Origin of the sequence: Marinomonas hwangdonensis, assembly GCF_003721245.1 — a bacterium.
Taxonomy (GTDB): domain Bacteria; phylum Pseudomonadota; class Gammaproteobacteria; order Pseudomonadales; family Marinomonadaceae; genus Marinomonas; species Marinomonas hwangdonensis.
Genome location: NZ_RIZG01000001.1, coordinates 303,547 through 319,594, shown reverse-complemented (window position 1 = coordinate 319,594; position 16,048 = coordinate 303,547). Strand labels below are relative to the sequence as shown.

16 protein-coding genes are annotated in these 16,048 nt (G+C 45.7%); 7 read left to right on the top strand and 9 right to left on the bottom strand.

The features are described 5' to 3' along the window. Nucleotides 1-53: 53 nt before the first annotated feature. A complete protein-coding gene (locus EBI00_RS01490; protein ID WP_123094150.1) occupies nt 54-632 on the bottom strand; it encodes an NnrU family protein in 579 nt (192 codons plus the stop codon). Nucleotides 633-972: 340 nt separating this feature from the next. On the opposite strand from EBI00_RS01490, the gene nspC reads away from it, so the two are divergent. Both nspC and EBI00_RS01480 read left to right on the top strand, forming a co-directional pair. Continuing rightward, a complete protein-coding gene (gene nspC, locus EBI00_RS01485) occupies nt 973-2,070 on the top strand; it encodes a carboxynorspermidine decarboxylase (protein WP_123094440.1) in 1,098 nt (365 codons plus the stop codon). Nucleotides 2,071-2,110: 40 nt separating this feature from the next. Next, nucleotides 2,111-3,349: a saccharopine dehydrogenase family protein gene (locus EBI00_RS01480; protein WP_123094149.1), complete on the top strand. Its 1,239-nt coding sequence runs from the start codon at nt 2,111-2,113 to the stop codon at nt 3,347-3,349. A gap of 73 nt (nt 3,350-3,422) precedes the next feature. Here the strand turns inward: EBI00_RS01480 and trxA are convergent, their stop codons facing one another. The 6 genes from trxA to lptM all read right to left on the bottom strand — a co-directional run bounded on the left by trxA (nt 3,423) and on the right by lptM (nt 7,495). Further along, nucleotides 3,423-3,749: a thioredoxin TrxA gene (gene trxA / locus EBI00_RS01475; RefSeq protein WP_123094148.1), complete on the bottom strand. Its 327-nt coding sequence runs from the start codon at nt 3,747-3,749 to the stop codon at nt 3,423-3,425. Between the two features lie 105 nt (nt 3,750-3,854). Further along, nucleotides 3,855-4,568, bottom strand: coding sequence for an HAD family hydrolase (locus EBI00_RS01470; protein ID WP_123094147.1), 714 nt, complete (start codon nt 4,566-4,568; stop codon nt 3,855-3,857). Beyond that, nucleotides 4,565-5,263 (bottom strand): DUF484 family protein, encoded by a 699-nt coding sequence (locus tag EBI00_RS01465; RefSeq protein WP_123094146.1) that lies wholly within the window; start codon nt 5,261-5,263, stop codon nt 4,565-4,567. The genes EBI00_RS01470 and EBI00_RS01465 overlap by 4 nt, the downstream gene beginning before the upstream one ends. Nucleotides 5,264-5,270: 7 nt before the next feature. Then, nucleotides 5,271-6,101, bottom strand: a complete 831-nt coding sequence (gene dapF / locus EBI00_RS01460) for a diaminopimelate epimerase (protein WP_123094145.1) — start codon at nt 6,099-6,101, stop codon at nt 5,271-5,273. A 12-nt stretch (nt 6,102-6,113) separates the two neighbouring features. Next, the gene (lysA, locus tag EBI00_RS01455) at nt 6,114-7,367 is read right to left on the bottom strand and encodes a diaminopimelate decarboxylase (protein ID WP_123094144.1); all 1,254 of its coding nucleotides are present in this window, start codon (nt 7,365-7,367) and stop codon (nt 6,114-6,116) included. A gap of 11 nt (nt 7,368-7,378) precedes the next feature. Continuing rightward, nucleotides 7,379-7,495, bottom strand: coding sequence for an LPS translocon maturation chaperone LptM (gene lptM, locus EBI00_RS01450; protein ID WP_123094143.1), 117 nt, complete (start codon nt 7,493-7,495; stop codon nt 7,379-7,381). A 221-nt stretch (nt 7,496-7,716) separates the two neighbouring features. Between lptM and EBI00_RS01445 the strand changes: the two genes are divergently transcribed. Further along, complete coding sequence (locus EBI00_RS01445) at nt 7,717-8,535, top strand: hypothetical protein (protein ID WP_123094142.1); 819 nt, start codon at nt 7,717-7,719, stop codon at nt 8,533-8,535. 55 nt (nt 8,536-8,590) lie between these two features. Here EBI00_RS01445 and argH read toward each other — a convergent pair whose 3' ends face one another. After that, entirely contained in the window at nt 8,591-9,991 is a 1,401-nt protein-coding gene (argH, locus tag EBI00_RS01440; RefSeq protein WP_123094141.1) for an argininosuccinate lyase, read from the bottom strand. A 142-nt stretch (nt 9,992-10,133) separates the two neighbouring features. On the opposite strand from argH, the gene hemC reads away from it, so the two are divergent. The 4 genes from hemC to EBI00_RS01420 are packed head-to-tail and all read left to right on the top strand — an operon-like array spanning nt 10,134 to nt 14,344. Beyond that, the gene (gene hemC, locus EBI00_RS01435) at nt 10,134-11,057 is read left to right on the top strand and encodes a hydroxymethylbilane synthase (protein ID WP_123094140.1); all 924 of its coding nucleotides are present in this window, start codon (nt 10,134-10,136) and stop codon (nt 11,055-11,057) included. 26 nt (nt 11,058-11,083) lie between these two features. Then, nucleotides 11,084-11,848, top strand: a complete 765-nt coding sequence (locus EBI00_RS01430) for a uroporphyrinogen-III synthase (protein WP_123094139.1) — start codon at nt 11,084-11,086, stop codon at nt 11,846-11,848. After that, nucleotides 11,838-13,118 (top strand): uroporphyrinogen-III C-methyltransferase, encoded by a 1,281-nt coding sequence (locus EBI00_RS01425; protein WP_123094138.1) that lies wholly within the window; start codon nt 11,838-11,840, stop codon nt 13,116-13,118. Before EBI00_RS01430 ends, EBI00_RS01425 begins: the two co-directional genes overlap by 11 nt. After that, nucleotides 13,115-14,344, top strand: coding sequence for a heme biosynthesis HemY N-terminal domain-containing protein (locus tag EBI00_RS01420; RefSeq protein ID WP_123094137.1), 1,230 nt, complete (start codon nt 13,115-13,117; stop codon nt 14,342-14,344). Before EBI00_RS01425 ends, EBI00_RS01420 begins: the two co-directional genes overlap by 4 nt. A 78-nt stretch (nt 14,345-14,422) precedes the next feature. On the opposite strand, the gene EBI00_RS01415 is transcribed toward EBI00_RS01420, so the two are convergent. Further along, the gene (locus EBI00_RS01415; RefSeq protein WP_123094136.1) at nt 14,423-15,970 is read right to left on the bottom strand and encodes a methyl-accepting chemotaxis protein; all 1,548 of its coding nucleotides are present in this window, start codon (nt 15,968-15,970) and stop codon (nt 14,423-14,425) included. Nucleotides 15,971-16,048 lie beyond the last annotated feature (78 nt).

Genomic DNA, 16,048 nt, shown 5'->3' with positions numbered 1-16,048 from the left:
GGCCTAAAAGTATCAAAGTATGGGCTTACTTATTCTAAGCAAGCCCATACTCTCTATACAAGTGCGGACACACCAAACACGATTTCATGCAGGTAGAACACAATAGCAAACCATGAAACCATGGCAAAAACGAAGGCAGCTAAATCAAATTCCACGCTTGACTCGCCAGCAACCACGCCTGCTTTTCGATCACGTCTGCGACTTATAGAAAACATCACCGTTGACCAAATTAAGAAGCTACCAAATACAATAAGATCAACCAATTCACCGTTACTGATCAAATGAGAAAACGCCCACAGCTTCACAGCAATCAACATGGGATAACCCATCAGTCGTTTCATCGTAGTTTTAGGTATTATTGCAGAGCCAACGAAATACAATGACAGCAACATCATCAAACCGGCGATGTGGCGTGTCCAAACGGGGGGCGTCCACAGTATGATAGGATCTACACGCATTTGCATGTACCCCATAATAATCAGTGCCGTTGACAATAAAGTGATTAAGCCAAAACGCAATCGCCAGCGCATCACCCCATGCTTTAGCATCGCCACTTGGCGCCATTCAGGGGCGACCACGCGTATGGAGTGTACGCCAAAAAAAACCACTAACCCCAGTATTATCATTAACATGTCTAGATATTCCTCAAGTGCTTGAAAGTACGCGTTTAATATCAACAATTATAGAGCGAAACAGTCGATAGACCTATCCTTCATTACTAAATCAAAACGGATAGCTTGAAAAGAATACGTATCGAATAGCTGCCATGGTTTAGGCTAATCGCCTTTCTATGCGTTGTGCCCTCTCATTAAATCACAGCATAAGGTAAAATCACCCTATCCCCCCATTTACTGGATTACAGTGAAAATCACAAAAGTGTCACAAAAAGCGCTGTAAAATACCATTATTATGCTAGAAAAGGCCCCCTTCTTTGCTCTAGAATACAGCCTTTTTACAAACGGGCAGGTTGCTATGATTAAGACACCTTACTATCTTATCGACAAAGCGGCACTTTTAAAGAATTTAGAGAAAATCGCTTATGTGCGCCAGCAGTCCGGTGCAAAATCTTTGCTGGCACTAAAATGCTTTGCAACCTGGTCAGTGTTTGACCTTATGCAAGAGTATATGGATGGCACCACGTCCTCTTCTTTGTACGAAGTCAAGCTGGGCAAAACCAAATTCCAGGGTGAAACTCACGCTTACAGCGTTGCCTACGCAGATGATGAAATACGCGAAGTATTAGACCATTCAGACAAAATTATTTTCAACTCAATCGGCCAACTTAACCGCTTCAAAGACGTGAGTCATGACAAAACACGCGGTTTGAGAGTGAACCCTCAGGTGAGTACCTCTGAGTTTCTTATTGCCGATCCTGCACGTCCTTTTAGCCGTCTTGGCGAGTGGGATCCGGAAAAAATTGCCAATGTTATCGATGATATCTCCGGCTTTATGTTCCACAATAACTGTGAAAACAGCGATTTTGACCGTTTTGATGACATGCTCACTTTAATCGAGGAACGTTTTGGCCATCTTATTAAGCAGGTAAAATGGGTCAGCTTAGGGGGTGGTATTCATTTTACAGGGGAAGGTTACCCGCTCGATCAGTTCTGTCAACGACTCAAAAAGTTTGCAGAAACATACGATATTCAAGTCTATTTAGAACCAGGCGAAGCCGCCATTACGAAAAGTACCACGCTTGAAGTGACTGTGTTAGACACCTTGTTTAACGGTAAACACATCGCTGTGGTAGACAGCTCTATCGAAGCTCATATGTTGGATCTTTTGATTTATCGCGAGAATGCAAAGATGGCACCTTGCGACGGTGAGCACGAATACATGATTTGCGGCAAATCCTGTTTGGCCGGTGATATCTTTGGCGAATTCAAGTTTGAAAAAACAGTGCAAGTAGGTGACCGATTGTCGTTTCAAGACGCAGCAGGTTACACCATGGTTAAGAAAAATTGGTTCAACGGTGTTAGAATGCCGTCCATAGCTGTACGTCAGTTAGATGGCAACATCGAACTCGTTAAAGAATTTGGCTACCAAGACTTTGAACAGAATTTATCGTAATTCTGTCAAACAAGACATACCTATTGGAGATAGCGTTACTATGAAAAAAAACGTCTTAATCATCGGCGGCGGAGGCGTAGCCCGTGTTGTGGCTCACAAATGCGCCCAACACAATGACACACTGGGCAATATCGCAATTGCTTCGCGCAGCGTTACGAAATGCGACGATATTGTAGCCAGTGTCATCGACAAAGGCAGCATGAAGGTAGAGGGTCGCATTCAAGCATACGCTCTTGACGCCCTTGATGTGGCCGCCACAGTAAAATTAATTGAAGACACAGAATCGCAAATTGTGATTAATGTAGGATCCGCTTTCATTAACATGTCGGTACTAGAAGCTTGCCTTGAAACCGGTGCCGCTTACCTAGATACCGCCATTCACGAAGACCCCGCAAAAATCTGTGAAACACCGCCTTGGTACGCCAATTACGAATGGAAGCGTCGTGAGCGCTGTAAAGAAAAAGGCGTCACCGCTATTCTTGGTGTGGGATTTGATCCGGGTGTCGTTAATGCTTATGCCGCGCTTGCCTATAACGACTACTTCGATACGGTAAGTGATATCGACATCATTGATATTAATGCTGGTAGTCATGGCAAATATTTTGCTACTAATTTCGATCCAGAAATCAATTTCCGTGAATTTACCGGTCGAGTTTACTCTTGGCAAAACAGTCAGTGGCAAGAAAACGCCATGTTTGAAGTCAGCCGCACAGATGACTTACCTGTTGTTGGTAAGCAAACTGCCTACATGACTGGCCACGATGAAGTGCATTCTATTTCCCAAAACTTAAATGTTCCTAATGTGCGTTTCTGGATGGGCTTTGGTGAACACTACATCAATGTGTTTACTGTTTTGAAAAACCTAGGCTTGCTGTCTGAGCAGCCAATTAAAACCGCAGAAGGCTTAGAAGTCGTACCGTTAAAAGTCGTCAAAGCCGTGTTGCCTGACCCCTCTTCTCTTGCACCGGATTACACAGGAAAAACCTGTATCGGCGATGTGGTCAAAGGCATGAAAGATGGCAAGGAAAAAGAAGTTTTTATCTACAACGTGGCAGACCACAAGGATGCCTTTAACGAAGTAGGTAGCCAAGGTATTTCTTATACTGCGGGCGTTCCGCCTGTTGCCGCCGCCATACTGGTTGCGAATGGCACTTGGGATGCGAAAGAAATGCGCAATGTCGAGCAATTAGATCCTAAACCATTCCTAGGATTGCTCAACGAGATGGGTCTGCCCACGCGCATTAAAGATGAGAATGGCGACCGCCCTTTTACACTCTAATCAAGCGTTTATAGCGCCCATAAAAAAAGCAGCCACGGCTGCTTTTTTTTATAACGGTTGCTGGCTAATAGAATTAGATAGCGCCGTTAATGAACTCGATTAGCTGAGTCTTGGATACCGCACCAACTTTAGTCGCTACCACTTCGCCGCCTTTCACAACCAACAAGGTTGGAATGCCACGAACGTTGTATTTTGGCGCTGTTTCTTGGTTCTCATCTACGTTTAGCTTTACCACTTTTAATTTATCAGCGTATTCAGCCGCCACGTCTTCAAGCACAGGAGCAATCATTTTGCATGGGCCACACCATGGCGCCCAAAAGTCTACTAACACAGGCACATCTGAATTTAACACTTCTTCTGCGAATTGTGCATCGGTAATCTGAACTGTATTCTCACTCATAAAACATCCTTTCGAAATGTGTATTGGTATAACGAATTAACGTGATTGTATCACTAATCTTTGTTGGTAAAAATCGACTCTTGCTAATTGAGCGATAGAAAGAAGCTATAATATCAATGAACGTATCGCGGTTGGCAATTCTAACAGGGAGTGCACTTCAGCACTTGAACGAGCCCCCCATTGATCGTCCCATCGCTGCGCTCCATGGCGATTAAACCAAATGCCTCTCGCACCCGCATTTGATGCACCAAAGACATCGTCTATCGGGTGATCTCCCACATGGATAAGCTGTGAAGGATCGACGCCGCCTTTATTCGCTGCGGCATGAAATACACTCGCATCTGGCTTTGCCACACCCAACTGATCTGCTCTCAGTGCAAAATCAAAATATTGCCCTATGCCAATATGAGGATGATAGATATCCGCATTGCCATTGGTAATCACAGCTAAGGTGTACTCTTGTGACAGCGCCTCTAAGACATCAACAACATGAGGATAAAGATCCACTTTTTGACGCCATTCCAAGAAATGCCCTAAGGCGGCCTGAGCCACCGCACTGGCCTCTTCCGAAGGCAGGCCAAACCGCTTCAGCGCTAATGTGTAAACAGACAAACGTAGAGCGGTTAAGTTAGGGGCCATAGACGGATCGGTCGCAATCGCTTGCTTTCTTAATTCAGCTTGCGCCTGAGACGTATACTGTGAGCAAAATCCTGGAAATCGCTGTTCAAACCAGTTTTCCATGGCATATTCAGCGCGCATAATAACTGGAGCAACATCCCATAGGGTGTTATCAAGATCAAATGTAATCAGTACTGTCATGGCAACAACCTCAGCACAATAGCGCTTAATAGATCTGCAAGGTATTGAAGAAATACCACCCCTTTGTCTTCAGCAAAAGCGGATTTAAGATCAGAGCCCAACACTAATGCACCACACTGCTTTAATTCTCCGCCTTCTCTTGAAAGCAAAGGAAGCACTGCGACAGATCGAATCATCGCCTCTTTGTCTGGAAACAAAAACGCTTGCTCGCTGTTTGGCAATGTACCGCGAAAACATTCTGTGAAACTAACCGTTTTAGGGGCCGCCTTCGTCATATCGGACAAGCTCAGACACCTTACGCTTGTCGAGTTCGATAAAGAGCGCTTTATGGCATCTTGCTCATCTTGATGATCGTATAAGATCAGCGTGTAATAAGGGACACCAAAATCACGCCTCACCATATCATCCACAACAGCAGACAAATCATCTAACGAAGTGCAGGTCAAACCTGCCAATACCAAACGTTGACTTTTGTGCATGGTCGCTTCGTTTTCTCGAGCAACGTCAACCAAACGTTCAAATTGCCCTCGATACTTATTGGCAGACTCTCTCAACAAGCAAACTTGGTATTCCAAAAGCGATATCACTTTACCGTTAACGGGATGGGGCAGTGTTAATTGCTCCAACAGATCCGGGTGCCGGAGGAAAAAGTCCGGATCACTCAGTAAATGCTCAACCACTTTTGTTTCGTTCATACTTCTCCTAGAGGTATATTTGACCTTCAAATACTTTCTCTGCGGAACCGGTCATAATGATGGGGCTGCCTTCACCTTGCCATTCGATACGAAGATCTCCACCACGTAAGTGAGCCGTCACTTCATTCGATAGCCAGCCGTGGCGTATACCCGCCACGACCGCGGCACAGGCTCCTGTACCACAGGCCTGGGTTTCACCCACACCACGTTCATAGACTCGCAAATTAATCTCAGCTTCATTTAGCACCTGCATGAAGCCAACATTCACCTTGTTTGGAAAGCGTTCATGGCATTCGATCAGCGCCCCGACTCTTGCTACCTGCTCATCGAGCAATGTGTCTACTTTAATCACCGCATGGGGATTTCCGACAGACACTGGCGTCATAGCGTAAGTTTCATCTGCAACGTCCAAGTCATACAAACCCGATTTAGGCTCTGCCATAAAAGGAAGATCCTTTGGTTCAAAGCTCGGCGTGCCCATATCGACCGCAACCAAACCATCATCCTGAACGCGTAGCTGAATCACACCGCGCTTTGTTTCCACATTAATGATGCGCTTTATTGTCAGGCCTCGGTCAATCACAAACTTGGCAAAACAACGAGCCCCATTTCCACAATGCTCAACTTCACTGCCATCAGAATTGTAAATGCGGTAGCGAAAATCCATATCTGGATGGGTCGGTGGCTCAACCACTAACAGTTGATCAAACCCTATCCCTGTATGGCGATCGCTTAATCGCTCTATCTGGGGTTTGTTAAAAAACACCTTTCTTGAAACGGCATCAACGACCACAAAATCATTGCCCAAGCCATGCATTTTTGTAAATTTTAGTAACACGATAAACGCTCCCTAGCGTGGCAAAATTTGCTCACCAGCTAACTGATGTTCAATCGTTTCTCGAGCCCTAATTAAATAGACCTTGTCTTCATCTACCATCACTTCTGCCGCACGATTACGGCTGTTGTAGTTAGATGACATCGTAAAACCGTACGCGCCTGCGGACCGAACCGCTAAGAGATCCCCAGCCTGAATATCTAATTCACGGTCTTTCCCTAAAAAGTCTCCCGTCTCGCACACAGGACCCACTAGGTCATAGTGTCGCTTGCCTTCTGGCGTGGGCAACAGAGAAACCGGCACAATATTCATCCAAGCACCATACAAAGACGGCCTAATAAGGTCGTTCATCGCCCCGTCAATGACGGCAAAATTCTTATGGGGCGTGCATTTTAAAAACTCCACTTGCGTTAACAGAACCCCAGCATTCGCTGCGATAGAGCGCCCTGGCTCAAACGCAAGATGAATGTCACGACCTTGAATTTTTTCTAGTACGAGCTTGGCATAGTCCGCTGGTTCAGGAGGCGTTTCATCTTTATAACGAACACCTAGCCCCCCACCTAAGTCGAGGTGTTTGATATGAATACCTTCTTCTGCAAGCTGATCTACTAAACCAATCAGACGATCAAAGGTGTCCAAAAAGGGTTTTAGCTCTGTCAGCTGTGAGCCTATATGGCAATCCACACCCATCAAATTCAGGTTTGGCAAACTGTGCGCTATTTTATAAATACGCACAGCGTCTTGGATGTCGATGCCAAATTTATTTTCTTTCAGACCGGTGGAAATGTATGGGTGGGTTTTCGCGTCTACATCGGGGTTAACACGCAAAGAAACGGGGGCCAAAACACCCATTTCCGCCGCCACTTGATCTAGGCGATACAATTCGGCTTCAGACTCAACATTAAAGCAATGAATGCCGACTTCTAATGCTCGACGCATTTCAACCGCTTGTTTTCCTAGCCCAGAAAACATCACTTTGGCTGGGTCACCCCCTGCTGTTAACACTCGCTCTAGCTCACCAATTGACACAATGTCAAAGCCCGATCCCAAACGCGCCAACACGTTCAGGATGGCAATATTTGAACACGCTTTTACCGCATAACAAATTAATGTGGGGTGAGACGCAAAAGCCTCTGCATAAGCCTTGTAATGACGCTCTAGCGTGGCGCGAGAATAAACATAACATGGTGTGCCGTGCTGGCTAGCAATGTCCTGCAATGACACGTTTTCCGCATGCAAAACTTGATTGGTATAATTAAAAAAATCCAAAAGACAATCCTCTACAAAGACGATTCTTGTTGATTATCAGTGACATCGGTCGGTAAATAAAGCGCCCCTTTATTCCCACAAGCGGTCAAAATCACAGCCAACAGACATACTGAAAACAACTTAAACATCGTCTTTTCTCTTCTATTTTTGATACTGACAGTATACCTTGCAGCTAGTTCGTTTCCCAACCCTACCGCGACGATTACTGGGATATTATTTACTTTGTCGGTTTAGCGTAAAAAGCCAGATACACGCATTGCACTTTACGCCATTAATTCATAACGTAATCGCTGTCAGGATTTTGATAATTTGACATTCGTTCTTAACCACACGGAGGCATTACGCTGGCATGAATCCCAAGTTTACGGCATGGACAATCGCATTATTGAGCGCCATCGTTTTGCACGCCGTGGTACTGAATCTGCCTAGCCTGAATACTAAACAGGAGATTGAAAGCCGACCATCAAGTATTGAGTTGGTTTTGCTTCCACCAGCGCCTTTAGCGTCACCTAACAAGAATACGCAAGATTCAACCGACAACACGCAAAACACATACGACCCAGATACATTCAACACTTCTGCCCTAAAAGAACCACAAAGCGTGGAAGAACCGCAAACTAATGACTTTTTACTAGACGACACGCGCCCGCCAGAGGATAACCTAGCGCTCGAAGAGGAAAGCATAGCGTTAGGAGAAGAAAGCACAGCGCTGGAAAACACTCTAGACATACCTGTTAAAGAAGAAGCTTCTATCTATGATGATGAAGCTCAACTCGACGTGGCAAGCAGACCCAGTTTGCTAGATCTCTCACAGATAGATCTAGCGGACAAGTCTATTGATAAATCCAATGTTGTCTTTTCTAACGAGTTGAGAGAGCAGATTGCAACCTCTCGAAAAGCGCAGCAAGCTTACTTAAACAGCTTACCCGATGAAAAAGAAAGTTATGTTATTACTAAGGATGCAGACGGCACTCGTTATGCGAACATTAAAGGCGTGTGCTGGCGACTGCCTAAAGAAGGCAGCAATGAAGGTTGGGCGATTGTTTTTGACGGTTGTGGGATCAAATCCAAGCTTTTTCACATCGAGCTGAATATTTCACCCAAAATACTCACCAATGAACTGCTAGGGCCCGATTCTCCGCTTAACGAGCATTTTCAGTCAAATTAACAAAAAACGGCTGCCTTGTTACAGGCAACCGTTCTTAAAACGCTATTTGACCGTGCTATCTTGTTGCAAGATCAGCTTTGGCTCGCTCAACCGCTTGCAGCACTTGAGCAGGCGCGGTTCCACCGATGTGATTTCGAGCAGCTACAGAACCTTCAAGCGTCAAGACTTCAAACACGTCCGCTTCAATCATGCTACCAAAAGTTTGCAGTTCTTCTAGGGTCATTTCAGACAAATCTTTACCCGTTTTTACGCCGTACCCTACCGCTTTACCAACCACTTCATGGGCGTCGCGGAACGCCACGCCATGACGAACTAAGTAATCCGCCAAATCGGTTGCTGTCGAAAATCCACGACGCGCCGCTTCGTACATGTGCTCTTTACGAGATTCAATGGCAGGGATCATATCCGCAAAGGCACGTAAAGAACCTTTTAACGTATCGACGGTGTCAAATAATGGCTCTTTGTCTTCTTGATTGTCTTTGTTGTACGCTAAACATTGCGACTTCATCAGAGTAAGCAAGCCCATTAAATGCCCGTACACGCGGCCAGTCTTACCACGCACTAATTCTGGCACGTCCGGGTTTTTCTTCTGCGGCATGATAGAAGAGCCTGTACAGAAGCGATCTGGTAAGTAAATGAAGTTAAACTGAGCAGACACCCACATCACCATTTCTTCAGCCCAACGAGACATGTGCATCATGATGATAGAAGCGGTTGCTGTAAATTCGATAGCAAAATCGCGGTCACTTACTGAGTCCAAAGAGTTATAAGTAGGACGTTCAAACCCTAACAACTCGGCCGTCATATACCGGTCAATGGGATAAGTCGTTCCCGCAAGAGCCGCCGCGCCAAGTGGTAAAATATTAATACGCTTACGACAATCCGCCAAACGCTCGTAATCACGCTGCATCATTTCGTACCAAGCCATTAAATGGTGACCAAAAGTCACCGGCTGTGCCGTTTGTAAATGCGTGAAACCAGGCATAATAGTGTGTGCTTCTTTTTCTGCTAGACTCAAAATACCTTGTTGCAAGCGTGTGACTTCTTCCAGTAAAAAATCCACTTCGTCGCGCAAATAAAGACGAATATCGGTCGCCACTTGGTCATTACGAGAACGACCTGTGTGCAGTTTTTTGCCGGTAATGCCAATTTTTTGCGTCAAACGCGCTTCAATGTTCATGTGGACGTCTTCAAGCTCAACCGACCACTCAAATTCACCACGAGCAATTTCACCCTCAATTTCTGTCAGACCTTGAATAATCTGATCTCGTTCTTCTTCCGTTAGGACGCCAACACTCGCGAGCATCTTGCCATGGGCAATCGAGCCTTGAATATCCTGTTTGGCCATACGTTGATCAAACTCAACAGACGCAGTAAAACGTGCCACAAAAGCATCGACAGGCTCAGAAAAACGACCACCCCATTGCTGGTTCGTGGTTTTATTAGTATCCGTCATTCGGTTGGTTCCCACACAAATTCAAACAGCGTCAAAGAGTACATTAAGCGCCTTGACTTATAAAGCACTGAAAGATGACGGAGTCCGTGTTAGCGAGTATCATGACACTTAATTAGCTATCTACACATGATTAGGAGGTACAGTGAAAGATAAAATTGTGATCGCAACCCGAGAAAGCCAGCTAGCCCTTTGGCAAGCGAATAATGTCAAGGCGCAACTCGAAAGCCTCTACCCTGAGATGACAGTTGAATTGCTTGGCATGACAACAAAAGGCGATCAGATTTTAGACTCTCCTCTTTCCAAAATCGGTGGCAAAGGCCTCTTTGTCAAAGAGCTCGAAAGTGCGCTGATGGACGGCCGCGCGGACATTGCCGTTCATTCTATGAAAGATGTTCCCATGGCTTTTCCTGAAGGGCTAGGCTTGGCGGTCATTTGTGAACGCGAGGACCCAAGTGATGCCTTTGTTTCTAATAACGTTGAATCATTGGATCAGCTGCCCAGTGGCGCCATCGTCGGTACCTCTAGCCTGCGCCGTGCTTGCCAGTTAAAAATGAATCGCCCTGATTTGGTCATTAAAGACTTACGCGGCAATGTGAACACTCGCTTAAGAAAAATGGACGACGGTGAATACGACGCTATTATTCTGGCAACAGCAGGTTTAGTTCGCCTAGAGATGTTTGACCGTATTCGCCAAAGAATTCCTGCCGAAACCAGCTTGCCAGCAGGTGGACAAGGTGCCATGGGCATAGAATGCCGTTCTGACGATGTGCAGACCATTCAATTACTTGCGCCTTTACAACATGAAGAAACCGCCATTCGTGTTACTGCAGAACGTGCAGTCAATGAACGTTTAAACGGCGGTTGCCAAGCCCCTATCGCGTGTTTTGCCATCTTAGAGGATGACACTATTTGGCTAAGAGGATTAGTCGGCAGTCCTGATGGTAAAACCATGATTGAAGGCGAGATTCGTGGCCACAAAGACGATGCAAAATTGCTTGGCGTACAATTGGCCGATGATCTGTTAGCCCGCGGAGCGGATTTGATTCTCGAAGCCGTTTACCAATAAAAAACACTTAATACAGGCAAACACTAGTGCAAAACGGACGCATTCTTATCACTCGCCCCGAGCCAGAAAACACAGTCAGCTGTGAACGGTTGCATTCACTCGGCTGGTCTACTGTGCCACTACCGATGCTGGAAATTATGCCCATAGAAGACGCACAACAAAGAGCAGTAATTCGTTCACAAATTTTCAACATCGATGTGTTTGATTATGTGATTTTTGTCAGTAAAAACGCAGCTCGACTTGCTTGTGATTGGCTTGATGCCTGTTGGCCTATGTTGCCGATGGGGGTTCACTGGATTGGCATTGGACAAGGCACCACACAAACACTCTTGGACGAGGGCGTTCCTGCGCTCTCCAATCCTGGCCACACCACAGAGGCCTTATTGGAGTGGCTGAAGCCTGTCAGGATGAAACAACAGAAAATTTTAATCGTACGAGGCCTTGGCGGACGTCCAGAGCTGGGCGAAAAACTCGAAGAGAGAGGCGCTAAAGTCAGCTATCTCTGTCTCTATGAACGAAAAAAACCAGAGTATTTGGCTCAAACCTTCGTTATGCTGCCCGATATAGATGTAATCTGGGTCACCAGTGGCGAAAGCCTAGTTAATCTTTCCGAATACGCCACACGATATAAGCCAGAATGGAAAAAGCACCCTATACTTACGCCGAGTAACAGGGTCAATCAGCAAGCAATAGAAATGGGTTGGATTAAAGCTCAGTGCGCACATGGCGCCGATGACAACAGCTTGATCAAAGCGACGCAATTGTTCACAGGAAGACAGCATGACAGATAATAACAAACCCACACCGCAAGCCGAAGATAAAACAGACAGCTCAACACACAGCGACACAGAAAACAATCAGATTAATACAGTAGAAAGACACATACTACCAGGCGTCGCTATTGGCTTGTCAGTCGTTGCTCTTGCAGCGAGCAGTTGGCTCTACGTTCAAAGCAGTCAAAACACGCTAAATCAAGACATAGCGTTACTGTCTACACAACAAGCCACACTCAGCAGCCAACTAGAAGCCAATCGCTTTGATAAGGCTCAGATGGATCAGCTGTTAACGCAAACCAGACTCACAGAAGAGACACTCAAACAACAGCAAGACAGATTAGCCAGCCAACAAGCGCAACAAGCCGACACCCTCCTATCACTCGACTCTAAGGTTAATCGTCTCAACACCACCACAAAAGAAGATTGGAAACTGGCAGAAGCAGCCTACCTCATTCGTCTAGCGAATCAACGCCTTCTTCTGGAATCTGATAGCAGCGGTGCCGTTAGTTTACTGAATAATGCCGATGACATTTTAAGAGAATTAGAAGACCCAATTGTCTTCGCCACTCGCAAAGCACTGGCAAAAGACATTCAAGCATTGAAATCCGTAAATCCCTTCGACTTGGAAGGAACTTATCTAAAGCTCAATGCGTTATATGACAGCGCTCCCACGCTACCACAGCGTGAGCCGTCAAAAGAATGGCAAGCCATAACGACAGCGTCTACTGAAAATATAGACACGTCGGGCAAGGTCACGTCCGTTTTAAACAGTTTTTGGGAATCCATTCGCTCCCTAGTAGTGATCAATTATAATCAGCAACCCATTGAGGCATTATTGCCACCCGCCCAATACCAGCAACTCGTGGTTGGACTGCAACTGCAGCTGGAAATCGCTCAGGTGGCATTAATCAAAGGCGAATCGGTTATTTATCAACAAGCATTAGAGCGCGTGGCCAACGCCACCACGTCACACTTCGACACTCAATCCAAAGCGGTTGTCTCATTTTTGTCAAGCTTGACGGTGCTGCAACAACTCAACCCGGCCCCCGACCTACCTCAGCCTAGAGACTCACTGATTACGATTAAAGCACTCATGAGCGAATGGAATGGAAATAACGTAACAGACGTGCCCACAGATGAATCAGCCATACAACAAACGGATGCCGAAGAAACGACAGGAGCGACAAAACAAGACGAGGGCACTGAAAACCCAAGTGTTGCTCCAACCTCAAACACCACAACGCCTGCGGATGCCACACCGATTTATCTAGGAGGTGATGCATGAGAAAACTGCTTTTTTTATTGGTTATCATGATGGCCGTTGGCGGGGTATTAGGTCTGTTAATGCGCCAAGACAGTGGTTACGTTCTGGTTGCTTATAATGGCATTACAATAGAAACAAGCCTATGGGTACTGGTGACATTATTAATCATTACCTTATTTGTTTTAAGTTGGGTAAAACGCCTATTGTTCATTACGTTAAAGCCTGGCAGCACGCTTGCTAAAGTCACGGGGAATCTTGCCCACAAGCGAGCCTCTCGCAATACCATCAGAGGCATGTTGGAACTGGTGGGTGGCAACTGGGGAAAAGCAGAAAAGTTATTAACCAACAGCGCTGAAAAAGTCCCTTATCCACTGATCAATTACATTGGCGCCGCCTACGCTGCCAGTGAACAAGATGCTCACGAACGCTCTAAGGCACTGCTGCGCTCAGCCCATCAGGTCACGCCAGAAGCCGACTTTGCTATTGGTTTTGCCCAAAGCCAGATACAAATTAAGCAAGAACACTACGAAGGCGCACTGGCTTCTTTACTGCGTTTACAGAAATTAAAGCCAAAACATAAACAAGTTCTTAAAATGTTAGTAACTGTTTACACACAGTTAAAAGATTGGGATGCCTTGCTTGCTCTTACACCGACACTGAAAAAGGACGGCATATTCGACCAAGATAATATGCTCGAACTGGAACGCAACGCTTTTCTTGCCCTACTTGATAAAATCAAGTTCCGTAAAAAACTTGGTGAACAACAGAGAGAACTGGTTAGCGATGTAGAAAAGCTTTGGAATAAGCTCGACACGCTTTCCCAAGATGACAGAATGCGCCAACTCTATGCCCAGACACTGATTCATTTTGACGATGACATAAAAGCCGAGCACTTTATCCGTTTGAGCTTAAACCAAACATGGTCAGAAGACTTGATATACGAATACGGCAATATTCAGCAAGGCGATACCAAAAAGCGCCTCATTCAATGTGAAAACTGGCTTAAAAAGGCTCCCACCAGTGCGAATTTACTGCTCGTCTGCGGTCGTTTATGCCAATCCATGAAGCTCTGGGGCAAAGCCAGAGACTATTACGAACAAGCCTTAGAGTTTGATGCCCACAGTGAAGCGTTAGCAGAACTGAGTCGATTATTAAATGCCATGGGCGACCACAAAGCCAGTCAAGAACTTATGATGATCAACTTAGCGCATGCCAGCAACCAGTTAAAAGTCTTGCCCTTGCCATAAGATGACCTCACGCCTACCCCATAAAAAATGCGGTTACCGTTAGGTAGCCGCATTTATATAGTTAATCATTCCCTAGTTTTATTTGAATCGAACCACAAGCTCATGCATGTTATTTGCGACGCTTTGTAACGAGCGAATGCTGTCACTGGATGCATTACTTTTCTCTGAGCTTTGAACCGACAAATCCGATATGCGCACCACTTGACGGTTAATATCTTCAGCAACGTGTGCTTGCTCTTCAACAGCCGCTGACATCTGCATCGACATATCCGATATGGTAGAAACCGCATTAACAATATCAACGAACGCGGTTTCCATTTCTAGGATCTTGTTGAGACCATGCTCAGCGTCCTGCTTACCTTGATTAGCAATGGCGACAGAACTTTTAGCCCCCGTCCGCAGCGTTTCTATAATATTGTGAATATCTTGTGTTGAACCTTGTGTTCTCTGCGCAAGCTGGCGAACTTCATCGGCCACCACAGCAAAGCCACGACCATATTCCCCTGCTCTTGCTGCTTCTATAGCAGCATTTAATGCCAACAAATTGGTTTGTTCAGCGATTTGGTCGATCATTTGCGCTACTTGCGCGATCTTTTCAGAGTGTTCCGCCAACTCCTGCACGGTCTCACTGATATTATTGACCGTATCACTGAGATGACGAATGGAGTGGCGCGTCTCTTCGACGATTCGCTGTCCGCCCTGAGCCGTGTCAACCGAGGTCTTAGCACTGTCCGCCGTCATTTGTACATGCTGTGCCACATCGTTAATCGTTGATGTCATCTCTTGCATAGCCGCCGCTACATCCTGTGTTTCATGCTGCTGGCTAATCATGCCTTTTGTTGTTTCAAGCGTTGAAGCAAGGGCGGTTTTCGATTGGCTTGACACATTCATGGATTCATCTTCAAAACGAGTCAATACCGCATCCATTCTAGATTGCAGACTTTTAACCCCCACATCCAAGGTCGCAATATCTAGTGATTGATCAGAATAGGTAACCCCCGCTAGCGGATGAAGAAACGCACTGGAAAGGCGATTCTTTAAGGTACCTTTCATCATCAAATGGTGTCTAGCAAACATGACATTAGTGAAAATACTACCAGCCAAAGCGACACCCAAACCATAGGACCAATCCACACTGGCTGCCGCAACCGCTAAAACGAAACTGCTCGCGGGTAACCACCACTTCCACGACATCATCGGCCGTGGCATAACATTCTTACCCTTTAAAATTTGTCGATAAACTTTTTCCGCTCTTGCTACATCGTCTCGATTAGGAAGCGTTCTTACCGATTCATAACCAACAACTTTACCTTCCTCCATCACGGGAGTGACGTAGGCATCTACCCAATAAAAATCGCCATTTTTGCAACGATTTTTGACCAATCCCATCCAAGCTTTACCACTTTTCAAAGTCGACCACATAACATCAAAAGCTTCTTTGGGCATATCGGGATGTCGAACAATATTGTGCGGACTGCCTATCAGTTCACGCTTTTCAAAACCACTGATGTTAACAAAAGCATCGTTGCAATAGGTGATTTTGCCCTTGGTATCCGTGGTAGAAATAAGTTTTTCAAACTGGCCGAAGGTTTTTTCTTGGTTTGTTACGGGAGTATTATTGCGCATAGCAGATCTATCCTTAAGCAACCAGAAGCAAGAAGCCCACACTAAGTTACGTTGTGGAAGGTTTTTTTTAAAAGTATA